Source organism: Burkholderia sp. BCC1998 (assembly GCF_905339875.1).
GTDB lineage: Bacteria > Pseudomonadota > Gammaproteobacteria > Burkholderiales > Burkholderiaceae > Burkholderia.
In genome coordinates, this window is record NZ_CAJPHE010000014.1 from 73699 (window position 1) to 95243 (window position 21545).

20 protein-coding genes are annotated in these 21545 nt (G+C 62.4%); 16 read left to right on the top strand and 4 right to left on the bottom strand.

Annotated elements, in window-relative coordinates; translation table 11 throughout:
* Nucleotides 1-2: 2 nt before the first annotated feature.
* From U5A56_RS23120 to U5A56_RS23170, 11 genes are all read left to right on the top strand, one after another.
* Nucleotides 3-266, top strand: a complete 264-nt coding sequence (locus U5A56_RS23120; RefSeq protein WP_041490372.1) for a conjugal transfer protein — start codon at nt 3-5, stop codon at nt 264-266.
* The gene (locus U5A56_RS23125; RefSeq protein WP_257774547.1) at nt 260-2737 is read left to right on the top strand and encodes a VirB4 family type IV secretion system protein; all 2478 of its coding nucleotides are present in this window, start codon (nt 260-262) and stop codon (nt 2735-2737) included. Before U5A56_RS23120 ends, U5A56_RS23125 begins: the two co-directional genes overlap by 7 nt.
* 17 nt (nt 2738-2754) lie before the next feature.
* Nucleotides 2755-3477 (top strand): type VI secretion protein, encoded by a 723-nt coding sequence (locus U5A56_RS23130; RefSeq protein ID WP_257774586.1) that lies wholly within the window; start codon nt 2755-2757, stop codon nt 3475-3477.
* A 7-nt stretch (nt 3478-3484) separates the two neighbouring features.
* Nucleotides 3485-4498, top strand: coding sequence for a type IV secretion system protein (locus U5A56_RS23135; protein ID WP_257774546.1), 1014 nt, complete (start codon nt 3485-3487; stop codon nt 4496-4498).
* Nucleotides 4498-5841, top strand: a complete 1344-nt coding sequence (locus U5A56_RS23140) for a TraI domain-containing protein (protein WP_257774585.1) — start codon at nt 4498-4500, stop codon at nt 5839-5841. The genes U5A56_RS23135 and U5A56_RS23140 overlap by 1 nt, the downstream gene beginning before the upstream one ends.
* Nucleotides 5838-7706, top strand: coding sequence for a conjugative transfer system coupling protein TraD (gene traD, locus U5A56_RS23145; RefSeq protein ID WP_257774545.1), 1869 nt, complete (start codon nt 5838-5840; stop codon nt 7704-7706). Before U5A56_RS23140 ends, traD begins: the two co-directional genes overlap by 4 nt.
* 10 nt (nt 7707-7716) lie before the next feature.
* The gene (locus tag U5A56_RS23150; protein WP_257774544.1) at nt 7717-8235 is read left to right on the top strand and encodes a hypothetical protein; all 519 of its coding nucleotides are present in this window, start codon (nt 7717-7719) and stop codon (nt 8233-8235) included.
* Between the two features lie 230 nt (nt 8236-8465).
* Complete coding sequence (locus U5A56_RS23155; RefSeq protein ID WP_257774543.1) at nt 8466-9071, top strand: DUF4400 domain-containing protein; 606 nt, start codon at nt 8466-8468, stop codon at nt 9069-9071.
* A 24-nt stretch (nt 9072-9095) separates the two neighbouring features.
* Nucleotides 9096-9533 carry a hypothetical protein gene (locus tag U5A56_RS23160; protein ID WP_257774542.1) on the top strand — a complete coding sequence of 146 codons (438 nt, stop codon included), beginning with the start codon at nt 9096-9098 and terminating at the stop codon, nt 9531-9533.
* Between the two features lie 222 nt (nt 9534-9755).
* On the top strand, nt 9756-10652 hold the full coding sequence (locus tag U5A56_RS23165) for an ATPase (protein ID WP_257774584.1): 897 nt from the start codon (nt 9756-9758) through the stop codon (nt 10650-10652).
* An 18-nt stretch (nt 10653-10670) separates the two neighbouring features.
* Complete coding sequence (locus U5A56_RS23170) at nt 10671-12377, top strand: ATP-dependent helicase (RefSeq protein ID WP_257774541.1); 1707 nt, start codon at nt 10671-10673, stop codon at nt 12375-12377.
* Nucleotides 12378-12422: 45 nt separating this feature from the next.
* Here the strand turns inward: U5A56_RS23170 and U5A56_RS23175 are convergent, their stop codons facing one another.
* The 4 genes from U5A56_RS23175 to U5A56_RS23190 all read right to left on the bottom strand — a co-directional run bounded on the left by U5A56_RS23175 (nt 12423) and on the right by U5A56_RS23190 (nt 14745).
* Nucleotides 12423-12779: a hypothetical protein gene (locus tag U5A56_RS23175; RefSeq protein WP_257774540.1), complete on the bottom strand. Its 357-nt coding sequence runs from the start codon at nt 12777-12779 to the stop codon at nt 12423-12425.
* On the bottom strand, nt 12776-13183 hold the full coding sequence (locus U5A56_RS23180; RefSeq protein ID WP_257774539.1) for a bactofilin family protein: 408 nt from the start codon (nt 13181-13183) through the stop codon (nt 12776-12778). Before U5A56_RS23180 ends, U5A56_RS23175 begins: the two co-directional genes overlap by 4 nt.
* A gap of 10 nt (nt 13184-13193) precedes the next feature.
* Nucleotides 13194-13952, bottom strand: a complete 759-nt coding sequence (locus U5A56_RS23185; protein WP_257774538.1) for a hypothetical protein — start codon at nt 13950-13952, stop codon at nt 13194-13196.
* A 175-nt stretch (nt 13953-14127) separates the two neighbouring features.
* Nucleotides 14128-14745 carry a DUF1845 domain-containing protein gene (locus tag U5A56_RS23190; RefSeq protein WP_257774537.1) on the bottom strand — a complete coding sequence of 206 codons (618 nt, stop codon included), beginning with the start codon at nt 14743-14745 and terminating at the stop codon, nt 14128-14130.
* A 620-nt stretch (nt 14746-15365) separates the two neighbouring features.
* Between U5A56_RS23190 and U5A56_RS23195 the strand changes: the two genes are divergently transcribed.
* The 5 genes from U5A56_RS23195 (at nt 15366) to U5A56_RS23215 (ending at nt 21537) form a co-directional block, all read left to right on the top strand.
* Nucleotides 15366-15632, top strand: a complete 267-nt coding sequence (locus tag U5A56_RS23195; protein ID WP_057929848.1) for a hypothetical protein — start codon at nt 15366-15368, stop codon at nt 15630-15632.
* Nucleotides 15629-16939 (top strand): hypothetical protein, encoded by a 1311-nt coding sequence (locus tag U5A56_RS23200; protein ID WP_257774536.1) that lies wholly within the window; start codon nt 15629-15631, stop codon nt 16937-16939. Before U5A56_RS23195 ends, U5A56_RS23200 begins: the two co-directional genes overlap by 4 nt.
* A gap of 198 nt (nt 16940-17137) precedes the next feature.
* A complete protein-coding gene (locus U5A56_RS23205) occupies nt 17138-18505 on the top strand; it encodes a metallophosphoesterase family protein (protein WP_257774535.1) in 1368 nt (455 codons plus the stop codon).
* Between the two features lie 201 nt (nt 18506-18706).
* On the top strand, nt 18707-19228 hold the full coding sequence (locus U5A56_RS23210; RefSeq protein WP_257774534.1) for a hypothetical protein: 522 nt from the start codon (nt 18707-18709) through the stop codon (nt 19226-19228).
* Nucleotides 19216-21537 carry an AAA family ATPase gene (locus U5A56_RS23215; protein ID WP_257774533.1) on the top strand — a complete coding sequence of 774 codons (2322 nt, stop codon included), beginning with the start codon at nt 19216-19218 and terminating at the stop codon, nt 21535-21537. The genes U5A56_RS23210 and U5A56_RS23215 overlap by 13 nt, the downstream gene beginning before the upstream one ends.
* The last annotated feature ends 8 nt before the right edge of the window (nt 21538-21545 follow it).

A 21545-nucleotide genomic window follows, 5' to 3' on the forward strand; every position in this document is an offset into this window, starting at 1 on the left:
AGCTGGGCGGGGCGGAGCGCGGACTCGCCATCGCGAACGGGACGATCACGACGCTGCTCTGCTACAGCGCGATGACGCCCGCGTTCCTGGTCGTCGGAATTGGCATCCATTGGGTGCTCCGATGGCTGTCGTCGACCGATCCGTGGTGGAAGGAGGTGCTCATCGTCTACAACCGCTATCCGGACGTGCACGAGCCACTCCCCACGACGAAGTTTTCGGTTCGCTTTAAGCGTCCCTACGGATTCGATCAGGATCTGCAATGTTGAATTCGAAAATCAAGCGCGGCCCGGTGCAGGAGATCGCGCCGTGGGCGACGATGGTCACCCCGGAGCTGATCCTGGACAAGGATGGGTCGTTGCTGACGGTATTCACGTTCGACGGGATCGACGCCGACTCGCCGAACAAAGCTGACATATCGGCAGCGCGAGACAGCCTCGATCATGCGTGCAAGAACTTCGACCACCGGGTCACGGCGTGGTGGCGACTGTCGCATCGGCGTGTCCGTGGGGAAATACAGGGGGGATTCTCGTCCCGGATCGACGAGCGCATCGATGCCATCAACCGCGCGCATGTCGGCAGCGGCAAGTTCTTTCGCAACACCCATTCGCTGGCGCTCGCTTACACGCCCGAAACAGGGATCAACAAGATCTTCGAGAAGGTCGCGTACCACATGACGGTCGGCGGCAAGTCGGTGCCGATCGCTCTGTGGGAAACCCTCCGGGACGTGCTTTTTGCGCGCAGTGCCTTCGCGTTCGACATGGAGCGGATCACGTCGGACATCAAGCGGTTCGAGGGGGTAATCGACGCTTTCAAGGGGGGCGTGACGCGTCTCAAGATGAAGCGTCTGCAACTGCAGAATGCCATGGCGTTCCTGCACCAGACGGCGAACCCTTCCGTTCCGCCGCGCCGCGTCCGCTACCCGGTCACGATGCTTGACACCCATTTGACCGAGACGTTCGTGACGTACGGCACGGAACATCTGATGTTCGAGTCAGCGTACGGAAAACGGTACGCGAAAATCGTGTCCGTGAAGGAATGGATGGGGTTTCAGGAGGCCGCACTGGATGTCTTGGCGGACGTCGACGCAGAGCTCGACATCTGTGTGATGTTCCGCTTCCTGTCGACCCACAAGGCGCGGGTCTACATCGAGAAGATGCGCAAGTTCTACAAGGTCGCGGCGTTCAACCCGCTTGCGATCCTGAAGAGTTTCTTCTCGAAGGATGAAAAGCAGGAAGCGGAAAAGAACGACAAGGGGCGTGAAATCCTCGCCGAAGAGGCCGAGAACGCACTCGCGAAGCTGGTGGCCGATGGGACGCAGTATGGGTTCGCCAACATCTCGGTGGTCGTCTATGGGGACACGGTCGAGGAGTGCGACGACAACGCGCGTGAAGTCGTCGGCCGCATCGGCAATGCGGGGTTCGGCGTCATCCTTGAGACCCGCAACATCCCGGCGGCATGGGCGACCACGTTGCCCGGACGGTGGGATCAGCAAAAGCGCCTGCAATTCGTCGAAACACCGTGCGTTTCCGACATTGCGCCGTTGCGCGGGGTCGAGGAAGGCAGTCCGGTCAACCAATGGCTGACCCAACAGACCGGCGAGCAGACGGGGCCGCTTACCGTTCTGCCCACGCGTCATCGAACGCTGCAGCGCGTGACGCTGCACCAACCGGGCGGCAAGTCGCACACGCTCGTGGTCGGGCCGATCGGGGCGGGCAAGACGATCTTCCTGAACTTTCTCGTGTCGCAGTCCGGGCGCCACAACCCGCGCCGGATCAAGTTCGACAAGAATCGGTCGACGCGGATTCCTACCGTGATGGCGAACGGTCGCTTTGTCGATGCGACAGGCCGGTTCGGCGCGGCCACGCCGGTCAATCCGCTTTCGCTGCTGGCGGACAAGCGGCACTGGACCTATGTGGCGGAATGGGTGCAGATGGCGATCGAGGATGAGGACTTCCACTGCACGCCGCAGCAGCAGACCGATATCTATCAGGCTGTCGCGACGCTCGGCGGCGGCGAGTACGACCGCGAACTCTGGACGTTGTCGATGCTGAACACGTTGTTGCCGATGGAGCTGCGTGAGCGGCTTCAGATCTGGACGCAGGGCGAGAAGAACGGCCGCTTCTTCGATCACGTCGAGGATGCGTTCTCGCTGTCGGACGATATCGCGATCGAGATGGGTGACCTGTTCGAGAAGTACCCGGTCGCCGCCGCGCTGTTCATGGACTATGCGTTCTATCGCATCTCGCAATGGCTGGACGGGAAGCGCTTCACGATCATTGAAGTCGAAGAGTGCGGCTTCTTCTTCCAGTATGAACGCTTCTATGCCCGCCTGGAACTGTGGGCCGTCACGATCCGCGGCTTGAACGGGACCCTCGTGATGGCGACCCAGTCGCTCGGGCAGCTTGCCCGCGTGAAGAACTTCGAGATTCTGAAGGAGAACATCCCGAACTTCTTCTTCCTGCCGAACCGGGACGCACGCAACAACAAGCACCTGTATCGGGATGTGTTCGGCCTGACCGACGACCTGATCGACATGATTGCCGACGCGGTACCGAACCGCGATTACCTGTGGGTGACGCCTGACCACGCACGGATGCTCCAGGCGCAATTCCCGAAAGAAGCCCTCGCCGTGTTGCGCGCCGACGGCGCCGCCCAACGGGTGCTCGACAAACACCACGACTCTGGCTCGCCGCACTGGCGTGAAGAGTACCTCCAAGAAATGTTGACTCTCGACTGATAGGTGATCCCTTGAAAATGCGCCTCCTCCGTGCCGCCATCGTCGCAGCCTCCCTTTTCTCGGCCCAGCATGCTTCGGCCATGATCGTGTTCGACCCGACCAACTTCGCGCAGAACATCATTACTGCCGCGAAGGCGGTGCGTGGTGAGATCTACCAGAACACCAACATCATCTACCAGTACCAGATGATGGCGAACCAGCTGCTGCAGGCGAAGAATCTCGATCCAGCCGCGTGGAAGGCTGCGTATGACCAGATCAGCGGCGACATCAACAAAGTGAAGAATCTGGTCGGCACCCTCAACGGCCTGTACGGTGACCTCAAGCAGGGTGGCCAATGGGTTTCGCAGGTGCAGACGTTGGTGAGCCGTTCTGGCAAGACCAATGAGCAGTGGTTCGCCGACATGAACACGCTGTATCAGCAGAACGACAAGGTGGTGCGCAACCTGTTCCAGATGGGATCGGACATCATGCAGCACACGAACGATCTGGCGAAGCGCAGACAAGAGTTGCAGTCTCAACTGTCGTTGTCGCCGACCGCGCAGGCGACGGCGGAGATTACGACGCACTATCTCGACATCGTGACGAGCCAGAACGCCGACATTCTTCAACTCAACGCGGCGAAGGCGCAACGCGACTCGCAGAAAGATGCGCAGCAGGTTGAAGACGACAAGGAGAAGGCGGCTGACGCGAACCGCTTCATTTCGAAGCAGCAGGCCGAGCGGTCCGCATATGGGTTCTGAGGCGGCAATGGCAAACGATTCTGCGAAGTGGCTGCGCCGCGGTGCCGTGGCCGTGCTCGTGGTGATGCTGGTCGGGGTCGTCGCGGCTTCGAGCGCGTACGCCGCCGATTGGCCGCCGATCACCACGGGATGGAGCTCGAGCTACCAACCGGGCGAGGTGGCCAAGGGTGCAATGGCAGCGATCGAGGAGATCGCGAAGATCATGAAGGATCTGATCGACCTCGCGGTGACGCTGAGTCAACCGCTCGATCAGTACGCGAACAAGATGGCTGGCGGGCTGGCAGGCATCACGATCGCACTCGCAGGCGTTCGGTATGCCGCAACCAGGGATCCCGTGGCGGCGTGGCAGTCGCTGCTTGAGGACCTGGCGATTCTCGGCATCTTCGGTTCGATCTTCCTGATGTACGCCACCTGGGCGCCCGGGTTCTATAAATGGTTTAACGACATGGCGGTCGCGGTGTCCGGCACCGATGCACAGTCGCTTCCGTCCGCGATGGTCAAATCGGCGGGTTCGATCTTCGATGCGGTTATCGAGGCTTTCCAGGCCGCGCATTGGTGGAGCTACGTCGCGCTGGCGATCAACCTGATGCCATTGTTGTTCGCCTGGGGCTTTCTGATGATCGCGTCTCTCGTATTCCTCTTCTTCATTTCGCTCGGCACCATTCAGATGGCCGTCGGCATCGTGATGGGCAAGATCGCCTTGGCGTTGGGTATGTCGGAGTTCACGCGCGGCTACTTTAAGACCTGGCTTGATTACATGATCAGTGCGGGCATGTATATGGTCGTCGCGGCGATCCTTCAGCGGTTGGTGACGACCACGATTACGAGCGCGTTTACCAACGCGATCTCGAAGGGCCTGACCACACCGTATGCCGGATCGCTGACGCTCGATCTGTCGATCTTCGTCCTGATTCTGTCGTTCGAGGTTCCGAAGTTCGCCTCCATGTTCGGCGGTGGCGCGAATGCGAGCGGTGGGGCGTTCAAGAGTCTGACGAAGCTTGCGACGAAGGGCTTGGCATGATGATCGAGCCACGTCTTTTTCAGTCGGTCGATCGTAGCGTACTTGTCGCGAACAACGAACGGCGGATCGATCTGATCGCGCAATGCGCAAACGAAGTCAGCAAGGCGGAATTCAACCGCAAGTGGGTGACGCTCGTGCATCGGTGCGCCGATTGGTTCTCGTCCGTCCCGCTCAATCCGGAGCTGTACCGGGAGCCTGGAGGTGCATTCCGGTGCACGATCGAGACGGCCTTCTACGCGATGCGGCTGGCCGGCGGGCAGAAGTTCGGCACAAACCTCCCGTCGGAACGCCGGCGGCGCGTTGAGCCGCAATACAACTATGGCGTGTTCCTTGCCGCAATTTGCTCGTGGCTGGATGAGCCCTATCGGCATTTCGAGGTGGTGCGCGAGGCCGATCAGCTGGTCTGGAATCCGTCGATTCACGGGCCGGCCGGGCCGTGGCTGGGGGATCGTCCTTACCGTGTATCGCGCCGACCGGCACCGCTTGCGGTCGAGCGGATGCGCACGGGCATGCTCGCGCAGGCGCTGGTCGGAAGCGAACTGCTCGCGGGCCTGGATGCGGAGGTGCTGGCCGAGGTGTTCGGGTCGATCAACCCGACCGCAAGTCCGGTCGGTGTGGAATCGTTGACCCATCGAGTGGTCCGGCAGGCGATTTCGACGGCGGCCGAGTTCGACCGGAAAGCGCAGCGCGGCGTGTTCGAACCGGTGAAGTTTGCCGTGCCGTCTGCGATCCACGTTGCGGGCGAGCTCGAGCCGGTGGTGACGCCGTCCGTCACACCTGCCTCGTCGACGGTTGCCGCGCCGGCTCCCGCTGCTCCGACGGCGGCAGGACGTGCGCCGTCACCGATGACGCCCACCCCTCCAGCGGCAACCGCCGCGGAAGTGGTGACGACAAGCTCGGTCGGCGTGTCTTCCGCGGCGACGACGCCGTCGAGCCCACCTCGACTGGGCGCGCCGACGCCTGCTGAGTCACGCGTGATGGTCGCGCAGCCGGCACAATCCGGCGCACCGTCAGCCGTGATCGATCCGGCCGAGATGCGCCCGGCTTCGGAGCGTCGCGTCGAGTCGTCCCCGGAAGCCTTCGACGCGGTGCTCAAGGGCGCGCCACGCATGATTGTGGATTTCTTCCGCGCGCTCGGTCAGGATGTTCACGCGGGCAAGGCCAAGGTGCGGTGGAGCGAGTTGGGGCTGGTTCTGCCCAAGCGCCTGATCGGCAGCTACGGCATCGCAAGCGACACCCTGATCGAGCACATGCGTCGCCGCGGTCTGTTGCTCGCCAACGAGCCGATGGAAGTCACGCTAGCACCGCGCGCGGGTGAGTTGATTCAGGCGCGCGGCCTATGAACGGCTACATCAACCATTTCCGGCCGATCTACGAGCTCAGGGCCGCGCTCGCATGGCTGCTCGCGCTCGTCATGTTGCCCCTGTCCGGGATGCCGCATGCGTGGGCATTCGCGCTGATCGCCCTGGTGGCGTTTGCGATTCGATCGGGGCAGGTCTGGCGCGCGCTGAAATTCCGCATGGCCATCTCGACGAAATGGCTGACGACGCTCGCGGTGCCCAAGCTGCTCGCGATCCAGTCGCGCATGAAAGCGGAAGCGAATGCGATGTTTCTCGGCACGGGCTTCGAGTGGACACAGAAGCACTGCCAGATTGCGCATGACATTCTTCGGATGCCGTCGACGGATATCCCGGGCCTTCCGAAGTGGCTGCCGAAGACCAAAACAGGACGTCAGTTCGAGGAGATGATCGAGCGGCTCTTTGCCCCGAAGGACAGTATCAGGGACCGCATGCCGCAAGGGGTCTCGTGGATCCACGGGCTTGAGCCGGCGAAGGGCTACGTGCCATTCCACTACAAGGCGATGGGCGGCCACACCGCGGTGGGCGGCACGACCGGTGCCGGGAAGACGCGTACCTACGAGTGCATTTCGACTCAGGTGATCCATCTCGGCGATGTGCTGCTCGACTTCGATCCGAAAAACGACAAGGAATGGAAGCTCCGGGTGGAGCGGGAGTGCAAGCGGGCGGGCCGGAAGTTCCTGTACTTCAATCAGGCAAAGCCGTCGGAGTCGATTCGCCTGGAGCCGCTCGATAGTTGGTCGCAACCTTCGGAGATCCCGAGCCGGATCGCGCAGCTGATGGAGGAGGGGCCGTTCCGCGACTTTGCGTACCTGTTCATCAGCCGCTCGGTAAACGGCGAGCTGTACATCGGCGACAAGCCGAACCTGCGGTCGATTCTCAAGTATGCCCAGTCGGGCATCGCGACGCTGCTGGAGAAGGCGCTGAAGCGCTTCTTCCTCGAACAGGGCCTGACGGATTGGGAAACGCAGGTAGCAGCCGACACCGTGAAGATGGCCAACAAGCCCGGCGTCTCCAAAGTGGACGGCATGGTCGCGCTGTACCAGGCACGGTTCGCGGCACTCGACCGCGGCCACGAGGCGATCGATGGTCTGATCTCGACGCACACGCACGACCGCGAACACTACATGCGGATCATCGCGTCGGCGCTCCCCCTGCTGCAGATGCTCGCAACCGGCGAAACCGGCCTGATGCTGGCGCCGAAGGTCGACGACTTCGAGGACGAGCGCGAAATCTGGACCATTGAGAAGATCATTCGCCAGAAGGCGGTGCTTCACGTGGGGGCCGACTCGCTGTCGAACAGCATCGTGGCGAAGGCGATCATGTCGATGCTTCTCGCCGACGTGTCGGCGGTGTGCGGCTCGATCTACAACTTCTACGAGACCCCGCCTGAAGTCGTGCTGATCATCGACGAGGTCGCGGAGGCGATCAACGAACAGGTGATCCAGATCCTGAACAAGGGGCGTGGCGCGGGCTTCAAGGCGTTCGTCGCATTCCAGACGCGCTCGGACATTGAGGCGAAGCTCGGAAATGCCGCAAAAATGCTGCAGGTTTTGGGCAATTTGAACAACCAGATCATCTTACGCTTGGAGGACACCGACACGGCGGACTGGTTCTCCGACAAGGTCGGGGAGACGGCGATCCGCAACCTGGTGATGTCGAGTTCGACCAGCACGGGTAGCGAGTCGCACGTTGGTGAATTTACGGGATCGGTGTCTCGCTCGCTCCAACTGGAGAAAGTACCGCTGATTCCATCCCGCCTGATACAGAGCCTTCCGAACCTGCAGTACTTCATGCGGATTTCGGGCGGCGCGGTGTATCAGGGACGCATTCCAATCCTAAATGGCTGAAAACCAAAGCATGTCTGTCGTCTTCAAAAAAATCATCCGCGACCATAAGCTTTCGGCCCGCCTGATCCCGGTGTTCACGCTGGCGCCGGAACTGGAGCTCGCGTGCACGCGCGTGGCCGACTTCATCGGTGAGAAATTCGTCGGCAAGTCTGGTCCGCTCGTCAAGGAGATGCTCACGGAGGGACTCGATGGGGTCAGGCGCGTACGAAAAACCGGCGATCCGCATGTTGCGTTCATGCAGGGTCTGTTCGCGTCGGCGCACCTGCTCTATGCCCGACGCTACGTTGCCCGTGACGGCGAGCGCTGCCATGTATGGTCACCGATGTTCGAGCCGGTCACGGTGTTCGAGGCGCGTCATGCACATCTGCCGACCGAGGTGGTCGACGAACGCTGCCCGGAGAACATCAGCCAGCGCTCCGCCGCATTCCAGCTCGCCGCGCGTGCGCTGACGGGCGAGAACTTCCGACTCTACTTCGAGGGATACGATGTCGCTCACGCGTTTTCTGATTCGGACGCTGGCCAGGGTTGACGACGATGTTGCGCGCCGAGTGATATCGACCGCGTCCGCCCAAGATGATGCGAACGCGCCGGTACCGGCCGAGTTCGCGCGTGGGCGGAACGCTATGGCCTACGCGCTCGCGATGTTCATCGGTCGCCGCCCACTTCACTTCTACGTGGGGCTGTTTGGTCTCGTCGCGTTTCCGAGCTACCTGGCCTGTCGGGCGATTGCATCCCTGCTGACGCTGATGGGAGGCAGCCATGGCGGATAGTCGGTTTGTCCGGCATGTGAAGGTCTGGTTCTTCTTCGTGCCACTGGTGGCCGTCGCGATCATGCCGGTCGTGCCGAATCGATCGTTATTCGAAATCCCGGAAGCGGAAACTCGCTCGGTGGTGGCGACGATCGGCGAGGATCGGGCGGATCGGGCTGTGGCGACCACGAACCGGTTGTTCAGGCGGTACTTCGTGGACACTGGGGTGGTGGCGGCATCGCTCGAAACGACGCGAGGCTCGGACGCAGATGATGGCGGGATGACCAATCTGGCCAGCACGTGGGTTCACAACTTCTGGCGGCTGGTTTATCGCGTGGTGTACCGGCTCACGATCATGAAGCTTTGGCTATTCGGTACGTTGGCCTTCTGCGTTGCCATGTTCGTCGACGGGACAGTGCGTCGGAAGATTCGGGCTGCTGCTGCGGGCTATGTGAGCCCGGTTGCGTTCCACCTGGCGGGTCACGGCATTCTGCTGGTGTTCGGAGTCGCGTTCACGGTGTTGATCGCGCCAATCCCGTTGCTGGCACCTTACTGGATCGCGATCGCCGGTTGCCTTGGTGTGCTGCTCTGGAAGGCGGCATCGTCTTACCAGTAACGTCGTTCCTCGAAAAGGAGAACCATGCGAGTCATCATTCATTCGACGTCGAGAGGCACGTTACTCGACTACAACGGCTTCTTCGGCTGGGCATTCTTTTCTCATGATTCGGGCGATGTCTTGGCCCATGTGAAGGCCAAGCAAACTGCTCGGACGTTCGTCGACGAGCCTGATGCGCGCGCGTTCATCGACCGAATTGACCGCGTCTCGAACGCCGATTCCGAAGAATTGTTTCCGACCGATCTCTCATTTGTTCAGGTCGATACCGACGTTGAGTACGCACCGGTCGACGTGTGTGTTGCCGCCGACGTCCCGTCGTGGACGGCTCCGGAGGTGAAGCCAGTTGCACCGTTTCGAATCGTTGCTCACACGGCCGACGCGGGCCACACGTTGGTGATTGGCTCCGTTCGTGCGGGTAAGACAGTTTTCCGCCCACACGCGCGGGCGGCCACGACGAAATAGGACAGAAAGCGATACGAATTTGTGGAGCTTTCCGCCAAATGCCCCTCAACCGGTTGAGGGGCATTTTCATTTGGTCCTTTGTATGGCTCGAGTTGCCTTCGCGTCGACCTCGGGCAAAAGCGTGCAGAAATCGTCCATGTTTCGGGGCGATTCCGGGCCGCCACCTCGCAAGAATAGACGCATGCCGCGCGTGCGGTTACTCACCCCATCCAAAGGACCATGATGACCACCATTGACAACGAGACGCACGTCCTCGATGACGAGGCACGAGAGAAGACGGCAGAGCATCCGACGACCGGGCCGGTCCTGACTGCGGCCGCCGGCGGAGCCGAGGACGCCGCCATCGACCCGGCGACGCGGCCGACGACGGACGGCTCCGACGATGCCGAACTCGAGAACGAGCTGGCGCGAATGGAGGAGGATGCGTCCACGCTGCAGAAGGAAGGCATGATCAGTGCCGCCGAGGCCGACGAGAAGCGCGAGCAGGTCGCGCGCACGCGCAAGCTGTTCCGCGAGCTGCCGCCGGCCGAGCGGGTCCGCATCATTCAGCGCCGCCGCGAAATCGGCCGCGAGCTGATGAACAAGCAACTGTCCGGCGCGGCGGTCGTGTCGACTGATGTTCGACTGAAGCACACTCGGCTCAAGCCGCTGTTTGAGCAATGGTGGCCGTATCTGAACCGGATGAGCATCAACATGCAGCGGTTTGGCCGGGCGACGTTCGGCGCCGACGATCAGGAGACGGTGACGACCTTTTTTGATAAGCAGCTGAACGACCTCGAAGCGTACGTCAATGAGCAGCTTGAAGTGGCGCACGGCTTTCGGGAGCGAACCGAGACCGAGATGCGCGAGCGCGGCGACATCGTGTTCTCGCCGACGGTGACGAAGCCGTCCCTGGACATCACGGTCGAGGCGTATTCGCGTTTCTCGATGCGGTTGCTGTCGGTGATGCTGAGGTACGATCAGGTGATGGACCACTTCGACTTTCTGGTCTGGAACGGCGTGCGTGATCAGTCGGACGCCGACGAGGAAACGTCGCGCTTCCTGCGCAAGTTCCATCCGATCGGCGTGCGGGGCTACATGACGCACCTGCGTCTGATGACGACCGTCCGCGGTCGATAAGGGGGCGCGGTGAGTGCCATGCTCGACGAGCTGAACCCCCAACAGCGCGAGGTGGCACTCCTGCGCCGCCACTGCGTCGCGATCGCGTGTCCTGGCGCAGGGAAAACCAAGACGATCGCGACCAAGGCCGCGCGCTTACTAGAGGATCCGGCCGCGGTGGTAGGTGCGGTGACGTTCAGTAAGGACGCGGCCCTCGAGCTGCGCGAGCGGATCCTGGCGATCGCCGTGCCGGACGCGAAGCGGCGGCTAATAGCCGGGACGTTCCACTCGTTGGCGTTCAAGCAGATCGGTCGGCCCGGCCGTGCACGCCACGATATTGCGTCCGACGGCGACCGGTTCGGGATGCTGGGTCGCGTGATCGCGGAGCTCGGCTTCGAGTGGAAAGTCGAGGAAGCGGTGCCGATCATCGAACGCATCAAGACGAACTTCGGTCGGGCTGAATCCGGATCGGCTGAAGCAAGGCTCTATGCCGCCTATCAGGAAGCGCTCGAGCGCAACGGCAAGATCGATTTCCAGGACATGCTGCGGCTGGCCGTGGCCGGCATGGAAAGTGGCGATATCCGTCCATATCGCTTCACGGATCTGCTCGTCGACGAGTTTCAGGACACGGATCCGCTTCAATATCGGTGGGTCGAGCTGCACGCGCGCGCCGGCGCGCAGGTCACCGTTGTCGGTGATGACGACCAGAGCATCTACGGTTTCCGCTCGGCCTTGGGCGTCCGAGGCATGGAGAGCTTCTCCGGGACGTTTGACGCGCAGAAGATCGTGCTCGGCAGCAATTACCGTTGCCGATCGGAGATTCTGTCGGCGGCCGACCGCGTCATTCGCAACAACGTCGACCGTATTCCGAAGGTGTTGCACGCCGACCGCGGCGGCGGCGGCGCAGTGTCGTCGCAGCGCTTCGAGGACGAATACGGAGACGCCATTGCTGCAGTCGATGCGCTGCAGGCGCAACTGGCAGCAGGCCGGACGTGTGCGATCCTCGCGCGCACCAACCGCAACCTCGATCCGATCGAATCGGTCTGCCGGTCGCACGGCGTGCCGTACTACCGCGCGTCCGGCGGTTCTGTGCTCAACCGGCCGCAGGCGGCACTGATGTGCAATCTCCTCCAGATCGTCGAAGGTCGGAAGCAGAACGGTGTCGACGCGGTGCTCGGATACATGGGGATCAGTTCGCATGATCTGCGCGCACTCCATCGGGACATGGGCGCCGAGTTCGTTCAGCGTCAGAAACAGGATCTGGTTGCGCTCGGCCTGACCGAGGACACGGCGACCGCGTATCGAGCGTTCATGAAGCGTCTGGCCGAATGGCAGTCGCTCTGCGAGCGGGAATTCCACTCGCTTGCGCTCGAAGGGGTGTTCGAATGGATGATGGGGTACGCGAAAGGGGATGCGGCCATCCGGGCGCTCCAGTGCACCTACGACGTGATCAGCCGCCTGAACGGCCCCTTTACCAATCGCATCGAGTTCTTGCAGCGGGATAACAACAAGCCCGGGGACGGTGTGTTGGTGCTCACGACGATGCACGGCTCCAAGGGGCTGGAGTGGGATTACGTATGGATCAGTCGCGCGGAGGAGGGCGTCGTGCCGGACGACAAGAGCCCGGAATCCGAGGAGCGCCGGCTTTTCTATGTGGCGATGACGCGCGCGCGGGAGACTCTTGTCATCACGTCGATCCAGAAGAACGCCGTTTCGCGGTTCGTGATCGAGTCCGGAATCGAGTAAAAATCGGCCACGTGAGGTGGCCGACCTGCGGAGAAATTCGAAGCCTTATGGCGCCGTGTTTACGTCGTCTGCTTCGGCTTTTTCGTGGCACAGCTCCCACAGTTCAACAGCTAAACATCCGATGAACAGCGGGACCGTGGTCATCAGGAGGTAGGTGATGAGCGCGATAGGAGCCTGGAGAAGCCAGATGTCGGCTACGCCTTCGTTGCGCCAGGCGAGCACGTAAGCAACGAAATGGACAGTGTTCCCAATCGCCTCGGTAGTGATATTGCCGGGGGATCCCCATAACCGCGCTAGACCGCTGACAGCAATGGCCGCCGAAGCAGCCAGCGACGAGATGATGATTGCCATAGGTACCGCCCGCTGGACAATCGAGCCGAGGAGTTTACGCACGTTCTTCATGACGTGGTCAGTGCCGTGGTATTGGCGTTGTCGCTGAGTGGTGCGCCGGCCGTCGGCGCTTCAATGATCAATTCGCGCGGGACGCGTTTGAGCTGACCGTTGAGCGCGGCTTGTGGCCCAAGCCGGATCGTGCCGCAGTAATAGACGTTGCCCTTCACTACGCCGTTGATCTCGAGCATGTCACGGGCATGCACATCGCCTTCCACGACGCCGTCGATGCGTACGATCTCGCCTTGCACCTTGCCCTTGATCATTCCACCTTGGCCGATATGCAGCAGGCCGGCCGTCGAGATGATGCTGCCGCTCACGAGTGCGAACGCGCTCATCCCGTGGTCGAGGATCAGATCGCCCTGGACGACCAGGCCCGTGGCCAGCAGCGTCACGTTGATGGTTTTTGCTTTCATGGTCGCCTCGTTAGAACAGTTGGACGTCGCCGGACTTGCCCGCTGCGGGCGCTTTGGCGGCAGGCGCCGGCGTGGGCGCAGGTGCGGCGAGTTCGGTATTTTCTGCCGGTGCGGCATGCGGGCGCGCGGTGGCGCGGTGGATATGCCGGGGAGCGGCCTTCGGTGGTGCAGCAGGTGGGGCAGCCGGTGGCGGTGCCGGTTCGGTCGTTGCGGGAGCCACGGTCTGCGCGGCGGCCTGCGCGATGGGTGCGGTCCGCGGCGCACGGATCGGTGCTGCTGCGGCCTTGTCGAAGTCGCTCGGCGCGGCCTGCTCTCGCGGCGATGAATCGGTGGGTGGCGGATCGTGACGGGCGGTCAACGAGCGCGGATCGACGCTTGCCAGCACTCCCGTTGGGGCGCTGTTCGAACCGGCGAAGTCGGCCGCTATCAGGGAGCGGGGGCCGGCGAGAGCGGAAGCGGCGGCCGACGCAGGGCGGGGAGCTGGCGTGGTGGCTTCGTGCGTCGCCTCGGCGCGCGATGGTACGCGCAGTACCCGCCACAGCTTGGCGGCACTCACACCGCCGCCCGCAGCGAGCGCGGCAACTGCCACGGCAATGGCCACGGGCCTGACCAGACGCTTGAACCGGCCGAGGCGGGGTAGCGCGATCCGACTGCGATTTCCTTCGGGAGCCGGGAGTGCCGGCATGGCTTGGACGTGGCCGTTGATGTCGATCACGACCGGGTGGGCGGCGTACTGGGCGTGCAGCGCCTGAATTTCTCGGATGTCCATAGTTCTCCGCGTGTGAAGGCGTCTCGGTTGCGGACGCATATACGAGATTGCGAGATTGCTCACGCGTGCGCGGTCGTTCGACGAGCGAGCGCTTGCCCGTGCGTCGCACCCGGCACGTAGTCTTTGCCAGCGTAGCTATTCCGGCAGCTAGTCAAGTTCATCGGGCGATGAACCTTCAATCGCGCAGCGTCCCGTCTACCTGGTAGCGATCGTTGTCGGGCACGCAGACGAGCGAGATGTGCTTGATCCGCCCCTCGGCGTTCGCGAGGATGGTGGCCCGGTCCTGCGCGGTGATTTTTTCGGCGAGCACGGCTTCCATCGTCGCCACAAAGAGCTTGTCGTATTGGGTGAGGCAACGGACCAGCAGACCCGCGAGCGGTCGCGTGACCTTCAGTTCGATATGCTCGGCGGGGAAAGCGATCGTCCGGGCTTCGTGCTTTTCGACCCACACCAGCGCCTTGCGCAGCCAGTCCGACGTATCACGCAGCGCGGACTCGAGCGCATGCGTTTTTCCCCCGCGCGCGACGGTGATTTTCGACGCGCAGAAGTTGTAGTCGCCGCGAATGAAATTGCGGGCGAACTGCGAGCTATAGCGCAGCACGGTGACCGCGTCGGAATCGGGGATGATTCGATCGATGCGGCTGTCGCTCGTCAGACGTTGGATCGGCTTGAGTCCCGTTGACGACGGGGACAGCGAATCGTTCGACGGGCGCGTGTTGGCATCGACGGCGATCGGGTCGAGCAGGGGCGCGTCCCGCTGCGGGTCGTGCGGTGGTTCGAGAACGGCGGACATGATGTTTACGGGTGGTCTCTCTCACCAATGATTTTGGGTTAACCCGATTTAACAATTCAGGCAAAAGCGGGCCTGTTTTCGTGAGCTTTCCACCCTTTCCGGTCGCAAATTTCCGCAATACTGACTCTACTTCTCGCGTCCACGACGCATCGACCTAGACTTCGTAACCCGAAGTCCATCTTCTGTACAAGCCGTGCCAATGGGCATGCTCCGACCAGCCGGCAACTGGTGTGGAATCTTCTGCTGATGAGTGCCTAGCCAGCACTTCCCATCTTTCAGTCATAAAACTCGTCGCCGGCCGCATGTATTTGCGCCGCGACATCGTTCGAGCCCGGACATCGGGTGTCTCTCTCCAGACCAGAGTCTGGGTAAAACGATCGTAGTCGACTGAGCCGTGATCCTGCGGCGGAGTGGTATTTCCGAAAATGGGCTGTTGCGCGGCGTGACCATGCTGCGCGAGGACGACCTAACGTCCTCGATATGAGCCGACCGGCTCCCTGAGCGCCACGTCCCCGGAAGGGACGTGGCGCTTGGGTCATTTCCACGAATCCGAAAAGCGCGTTCCTCTTGCCGAGGGACGCGCTTTTTTTTCGTCGTTTGTTCCTGTCCCGGAGGTTCACATGCTTCCCAACCGTCTCGACGCGCGCATCGCCAACGTTATCAGCAACACGATTGCCGACGAGCGCGCAACTGCCGATACCGCGTCGCCAGCCTGGCGCGCGCGGTGCGAGGTGGCTCAGGTCGCGATGTACAGCGATCCCGACCGCCGCATCTTTCTGTCCCACATCGCCGAACGCCGAGGAGAGGCGGCCGCCAGCACGCTCGAGCAGTCAGCGAGCGCGATGCGCACTCAGGCGATTTTCTATCTTGCGAGGAAACCTTCATGAATGCTGTAGTCCCTATGCTGGGCGGCCCTGTGCGCAGCCTGGTCGAAGAGCGTGCAATGCGCCCTCCGGTGATAGGACGTATCCGGCCCGGTATCAAGGTGCTGACGTCCAAGGCGCGCGCCAATCAGGAGGCGGTGAGGCTGTACGAAACGATGGTCGCCGCCGGCGACTCATCCGAGACGATTGGCAAAGCGATCGAATCACGCTGCCAGCTCCGGAACGCACTGGCGCCGAAGAACGTCGCCTACTTCACGTGCCGCCGATCGGACTTTAACAACCCGGACGTGGCCGACGAGATTCTCAAGCTGTACGGCGAGGATCGCGGGCACGGAGTGCGGCTGTACCGTTTCCCGGTGCTGTTCGCCTTCGACGACTGGATGCAGAACCTCCCGAACGAAATGGCCGCATGGGGCACCACCGGTCGGAAGTTCTTCTCGCAGTATGGTCCCGACGGCATCCGGTACTGCAAGACCTACGCAAAGGTCGAGCGCGATCCGCGCGCCCAACGAGCCACGCGCCATTTCGGTGGTCGCGACGTGATCTTCCGCCAGGACGACGCAATCCCGGACGGCGTCTGCGATCCCGAGCAATGCCCGCAGTATCAGAGCCGGCAGTGCAATCTCTCCGCGCATTTCGTGTTCGCGGTCCCCGACATCAAGGGGCTCGGCTTGGTCGAGCTGCCGACGAACTCGATCTACGTGCTCCAGAAAGCCTACGCCGCGATGCAGACGGTGCAGTTGGCGCGTGGCAGGCTCACCGGCACGCGCTTCTGGCTCTCGAAGCGGGAATTCGACATCACGCGGATCAACGAGAATGGTGAGGCCGTGCGTCAGCCCCAGATGTTGACGGTTCTCGACGCGGATATCGACATCGGAGCGCTGCTGGATGGCGCGGACGAAGCGGCGCCGGCGATCGAGGTCGCGCAAGGTGCGGCCGCACTTCTCGGTGCGGGCGGCACGGTGATTCCGCTCCATTCGACTGAAGGAGGCGGCGGGGTCGGGTCGGGTGACACCCAACCGGCGACGCACGCTGGCAATGCTCAACGCGATGAACACGACGACCCGCCCCCGGAGTCGATCGAAGAGAAGCGGCATCGCCTGCAGGATCTGCTCCTGCGTCTTCGCCTCAACGCAGACGCGCGCCGCGAGCAGTTTCGCGTCTACGGCCATGTCAAGTTCGGGCGCGGCTGGACGGAACGGCCCGCAGACGTCGACAAGATGATCGGACGGCTGACCGGTGCCCTCGATGCGCCGGATGTTCTCGCCCGCGAGATCAGCGAGGCAGTCGAATCGCTCAACGGCCGATAACGGTGTTCCCCATTAGCCAGCCCCGCGGGGCTGGCGTCCTTTCTTTCAAGTGACTGCGAGAGCATTTCAGCAAAGCCCCTTTGCTCAAGTGCTTTCGACCGCGTCATTCACGCATCGAAACCGTCCGCGCAAGCGGCCATTCCTTGACTATCCATTGTCGGCTGCCGAGAGGCGGCCTTTTTAATTTTGGAGGCGGCGATGAAAATCGCGCATTTTTCTGACTTGCATTACTCGCCGGAGAACGCAGACGAGGCCGATCGCTGTTTCGCGTTCGCAGTCGACGACGCGATCTCGCGCGGGGCGCGGGTGGCGGTGATCTCGGGCGACTCGACCGATCATCGCCTCGACGCACACGCGCCGTCGCTGCATGCGCTCGCGACACAGGTGCACCGATTGGCCGAAGCGATGCCCGTCATCATGTTGCAGGGCACGTTCTCGCATGAGCCGCCAGGCACGCTCGACAACTTTGCGTTGATGGGCGCGCGGCATCCCGTGTTCGTTGCAGATCGGATTGGTCAGGTTGCGCTGATCGGCACGCAGTTCCGAGCGTCCGACGGTCCGGTGTTTGACGACGCAGAGATGCTTGCGTTCGACGGACTCTATCCGGACGCGGTGTTCACCTGTCTGCCGACGATGAACAAGGCCGATCTCGCACTGAAGGTCGGTGCGTTGTCAGCGTCGACCGAGCTCGGCGACGTGCTCGGAACATACCTCGCTGCGGCTGGCAGGAATAACGCCCGCTTGCGCGCGATCGGCGTGCCGACAATTGGCCTCTCGCACGGCACGGTGGCTGGATGCACAACCGAGCATGGTGTGACGATGGCGGGATTCGATCACGAGTTCAGCCTCGGCACGCTGTTCGCCGCGGAGTGTGCCGCGTTCATGCTGGGTCACATCCATAAGCACCAGATCTGGTTGCGCGAAGGGCGCGCGGTGGGATATCCCGGCTCGATTGGGCGATTCCACTACGGCGAAGAAGGCGACAAAGGTTACCTGTTATGGGACGTGCTGGCGGCTGAAGCACGTGCCGAGCTGGTGACGACGCCGTCGCGCGAGATGGTATGCATTTCGTTCGACGGTCCGCCCGACGAAGCGCAGCTTGCGGCGCTTGCCGCGGACTCGGCCGGGAAATTCGTCCGGATTCGCTGGCAGATCGACGAGGAGCACAAGCAGCTCGTCGACCGGAAGGCAATCGAATCGATGTTTGCGTCGACCGCTGGCCTGAAGCTCGAGCCGCGCATCCTGCCGGTGATGAGAAGCCGCGCGGAGGGGATCAGCAAGGCGGTGACGGTCGATGCGAAGGTCGCGCGCTGGTGCGAGCTCACTTCGGTCGACCCCGACCCGCTTCTTGAGCGGCTGCAGCTGCTCGAGACGGGCGACGCGGAAGCGATCGCGGCGTCGGTGCTTGATCGAATTGCGCAGGTTGGCGATTCGATCGAGGTGCTGGAGATTCCTGGCGGCACCGCGAACGTCGTCCCGCTGGTCGCCGCCAGTCTCGAAGCTGCGCCGGAGCCTGAATCAAAGCCGTCGCTGTCATGGCTCAACGATGATCTGTTCGCAGCCTGAGCGCTGCCTGTCTCGACGGTCAGCACGACACCGAGAGTTGGACACAGCCGTGTTCCGATAGCCCACGTGGCTATCGAAACGAGGTTCACCCCGCGCCGTCAGGCGCATCGATCGCAGCACCGCTGCATCCATTTTCTTATCTACCCTGGCGGGGAGCGATCCCTACCGGGCGCACTCCGTCCATTTCACAGGAGCGTGTCTATGTTTGGCCTTTATCCCGCAGGTGCCCGTTGGGTCCAGCAGCTTTCCGCGTCGAACGACGCAAAGGCGTTGCAGAAGCGTCTCGTTGACCACGGCGGATGCACAGCTGCGCTATTTCATCAGCCCTTCGGCTCAGGTCGCGGCTTCACGATTGCGCAGCGCGACTGTTTCCTCGTGCTCGTGCATGCGACCGACGTAGAATCCCCGGAAGTCGCCGTGGTGCCCGACGTCCAGATGCAGAACCTGCTTTGGTCGTTCAATTCGGGATACGCCAGTCAGTGGTCGGGGCGCGAGCTTCAGGTCCTGACCGGCTGTACCGATTGGGACGCGCTGATCAAGCAGGCTTCCGCGTCGTTCGCGCAGCTTTGCGACACGGTTCGGCAAGCCGTGGCTGGCACGCTTGGCACCAAGGTCATCCGGCCGGAGCCGGTGCTGCCGATCGACGACGAGGACATCCCGTTCCTGCCGTCGGAATACCTGCAGGAGATCTCTTTTTTGGAGGCGGAATCATGCGTCCGTTGAGATTGTTCCTCGAGGGGTTCTATGGGGTACGAGACGGAATGAAGCGCGACAGCGTCGAACTCGATCTCGAATCCTTGCCTCGCGGGCTGATTGCGTTAACCGGCCCGAATGGCGCCGGGAAAACAACGATCATGGACAACTTGCATCCGTATCGGATCATGCCGTCGCGCGCATCGAAGCTGTCCATCGATGCGTTTTCCTATTGGGATCACATCTGCGGTGTACAGGCGCGCAAGGAGTTCGAGTGGGAGCACGACGGTATCCGTTATCGCTCAACCTTCGCGTTTCGCAAACCGGGTAAAGCCGGCAAGGCGGACTACTTCCTGTTCTACCGCTCGATGGACGGGGAGTGGCGCCCGGTGACGTTGCCGGAGGGCACGGTTTCGGACGGCAAGGGCGAGACCTACGACCGTTGTGTCGAAGCGATCTGTGGCTCGCTGGAATCGTTCTTTACCAGCGTGTTTTCCGCGCAGAACCGGCGGCCACTCGCGTCCTACGGCGCGAACGAGATCAAGACGCTGCTCGCCGAGTTGCTCAAGATCGACCATCTGCGTGCGCTGGCTGCGAAGGCGGCCGACGTCATTAAAGTGTTGACCAGGCGTCTGGATGCCGTGCAGCAGGACATTGTGGCGTTTGCCGGGAAGCGTGAACGTGCCGACGCGACGCGTAAGGCGATCGAAGCGGATGCCGCGGCAATTGTCTCGGCGCGCGCTGAACGGGAGTCGGTGCAAACCGTGCTCGCCGGCCTGATGCAGCAGCGGGCGACGCTCGTGGCGAAGCAGGGCGAGAATGCGGGTGTCGAAGCACGACTGCGCGAACTCAACGTGCGGCGTAACGAGGTGGCCACGTCCCTACAGGGCGTCGAACGGGATACGGCCGCGGATCGGCAACGTTTCACGCAACGCCGCGCCGCGATTCGCACGACGATGACGGGCCACGAAGCGGTGGTGAAGCAACGTGACGCCATTCTTGGTGCCGCTGCCGCGAGGGACGAAGCGCAGCTTCGCGTCTCACAACTGGAAGCGCAGATCGGGCCATTGCAGCAGGCCATCGCCGACATGGATGCGAAGCAGCTTCGGCTGGCGACGGTTCAGTCTGCGATGACCGGTCTCGAATCGGAAGGCGCGACCAAAGCCGAGTTACTGAAGAACCTGCAGGGGCAAGCGGCTGTCGTTGAGTCGGTGCCGTGCGCCGGGATGGAGATTCACGCCACGTGTCCGTTGCTCGTGCAAGCGCGCAACGCAGCACAACAGGCGCAAGTTCAGACCGTTTCCCTGAAGGATCTCCGCACCCGCTACAAGGCGCAGAGAGACGAACGGGATGTGCTCGCGCCGGCAATCGCATCGCTGTCCGCGAAGCGCGCTGAACTTCAGCAGGTGAACGCCAGTATCGCGGCGGCACGACAGGCATTACAGCGTGCGACGGACCTGGCGGCTCGCAAGCCGTTGCTGGATGCGGCAGATGCGGGGCTGGCGACGTCGTGCGCTGAGCTTGCCACCCTCGATGTCGAAGACAGTGAAGCCCAGAAACGTCGTGAGACGGAAATGGGCCGGCTGGCTGCACTGTCGCGTGAGATCGAGACGGAAATTGCTCGTCTCGTCGCAGTCGACGTCACGCAGGCAATCGCGGATGTGGACCGGCAGATTGCATCGCACCGCGACGCAGGCACGGCGCTCGACGCGCGGATCGAAGCGTTGATCCGCAGTCAGGCGACACGCGAAACCGAGCTCGGTTCGCTGGAGCGTGAACTAGGCGGCCTGGCGGCAACGCAGTCGCTGGCGGCGCGCATCTCGGACGAGATCGCGCACTGGAAGCTGGTGGCGAAAGCCCTCGGCAACGACGGCGTAATTGCGCTGACGATCGACGATGCCGGTCCCGCCCTGACGAAGACGGTGAACGACCTGCTGCTTGCGTGCTACGGCATGCGATTCACGGTCGAGATCCAGACACAGCGGGCGCTCGCGAACGGCGAACTGCGTGAGGGCTTCGAAATCCTCGTGCACGACGCCGACAGCGACAGCAGCAAGTCGGTCGGGGTCATGTCCGGTGGGCAGAAGGTCTGGATCAACGAGTGCCTGACGCGCGGTATTGCGTTGTATATCGCGGGGAATGCGAGCCAGCCATACCAGTCGCTGTTCAGCGACGAGTCGGATGGGCCGCTGGATCCGCAGCGCAAGGTGCAGTTCATGCGTATGAAGCGGGAGGTGTTGAAACAGGGCGGTTACGAGCGGGAGTTCTTCATCTCGCAGACGCCCGAGTTGATCGCCGAAGCCGATGCAGTGATTAATGTAGCAGCGCTTGCCCAGTAGGGCGGCGG

Bases quoted from the DNA above. Each gene is read 5' to 3' on its own strand.
- U5A56_RS23215 (WP_257774533.1), top strand. From the start codon at position 19,216: ATGCGTCCGTTGAGATTGTTCCTCGAGGGGTTCTATGGGGTACGAGAC.
- U5A56_RS23150 (WP_257774544.1), top strand. From the start codon at position 7,717: ATGTCTGTCGTCTTCAAAAAAATCATCCGCGACCATAAGCTTTCGGCC.
- U5A56_RS23185 (WP_257774538.1), bottom strand. From the start codon at position 13,952: ATGGACATCCGAGAAATTCAGGCGCTGCACGCCCAGTACGCCGCCCAC.
- U5A56_RS23140 (WP_257774585.1), top strand. From the start codon at position 4,498: ATGATCGAGCCACGTCTTTTTCAGTCGGTCGATCGTAGCGTACTTGTC.
- U5A56_RS23165 (WP_257774584.1), top strand. From the start codon at position 9,756: ATGACCACCATTGACAACGAGACGCACGTCCTCGATGACGAGGCACGA.
- U5A56_RS23200 (WP_257774536.1), top strand. From the start codon at position 15,629: ATGAATGCTGTAGTCCCTATGCTGGGCGGCCCTGTGCGCAGCCTGGTC.
- U5A56_RS23155 (WP_257774543.1), top strand. From the start codon at position 8,466: ATGGCGGATAGTCGGTTTGTCCGGCATGTGAAGGTCTGGTTCTTCTTC.
- U5A56_RS23210 (WP_257774534.1), top strand. From the start codon at position 18,707: ATGTTTGGCCTTTATCCCGCAGGTGCCCGTTGGGTCCAGCAGCTTTCC.
- U5A56_RS23125 (WP_257774547.1), top strand. From the start codon at position 260: ATGTTGAATTCGAAAATCAAGCGCGGCCCGGTGCAGGAGATCGCGCCG.
- U5A56_RS23175 (WP_257774540.1), bottom strand. From the start codon at position 12,779: ATGAAGAACGTGCGTAAACTCCTCGGCTCGATTGTCCAGCGGGCGGTA.
- U5A56_RS23135 (WP_257774546.1), top strand. From the start codon at position 3,485: ATGGCAAACGATTCTGCGAAGTGGCTGCGCCGCGGTGCCGTGGCCGTG.
- U5A56_RS23190 (WP_257774537.1), bottom strand. From the start codon at position 14,745: ATGTCCGCCGTTCTCGAACCACCGCACGACCCGCAGCGGGACGCGCCC.
- U5A56_RS23195 (WP_057929848.1), top strand. From the start codon at position 15,366: ATGCTTCCCAACCGTCTCGACGCGCGCATCGCCAACGTTATCAGCAAC.
- U5A56_RS23180 (WP_257774539.1), bottom strand. From the start codon at position 13,183: ATGAAAGCAAAAACCATCAACGTGACGCTGCTGGCCACGGGCCTGGTC.
- U5A56_RS23130 (WP_257774586.1), top strand. From the start codon at position 2,755: ATGCGCCTCCTCCGTGCCGCCATCGTCGCAGCCTCCCTTTTCTCGGCC.
- U5A56_RS23205 (WP_257774535.1), top strand. From the start codon at position 17,138: ATGAAAATCGCGCATTTTTCTGACTTGCATTACTCGCCGGAGAACGCA.
- U5A56_RS23160 (WP_257774542.1), top strand. From the start codon at position 9,096: ATGCGAGTCATCATTCATTCGACGTCGAGAGGCACGTTACTCGACTAC.
- U5A56_RS23170 (WP_257774541.1), top strand. From the start codon at position 10,671: ATGCTCGACGAGCTGAACCCCCAACAGCGCGAGGTGGCACTCCTGCGC.
- traD (WP_257774545.1), top strand. From the start codon at position 5,838: ATGAACGGCTACATCAACCATTTCCGGCCGATCTACGAGCTCAGGGCC.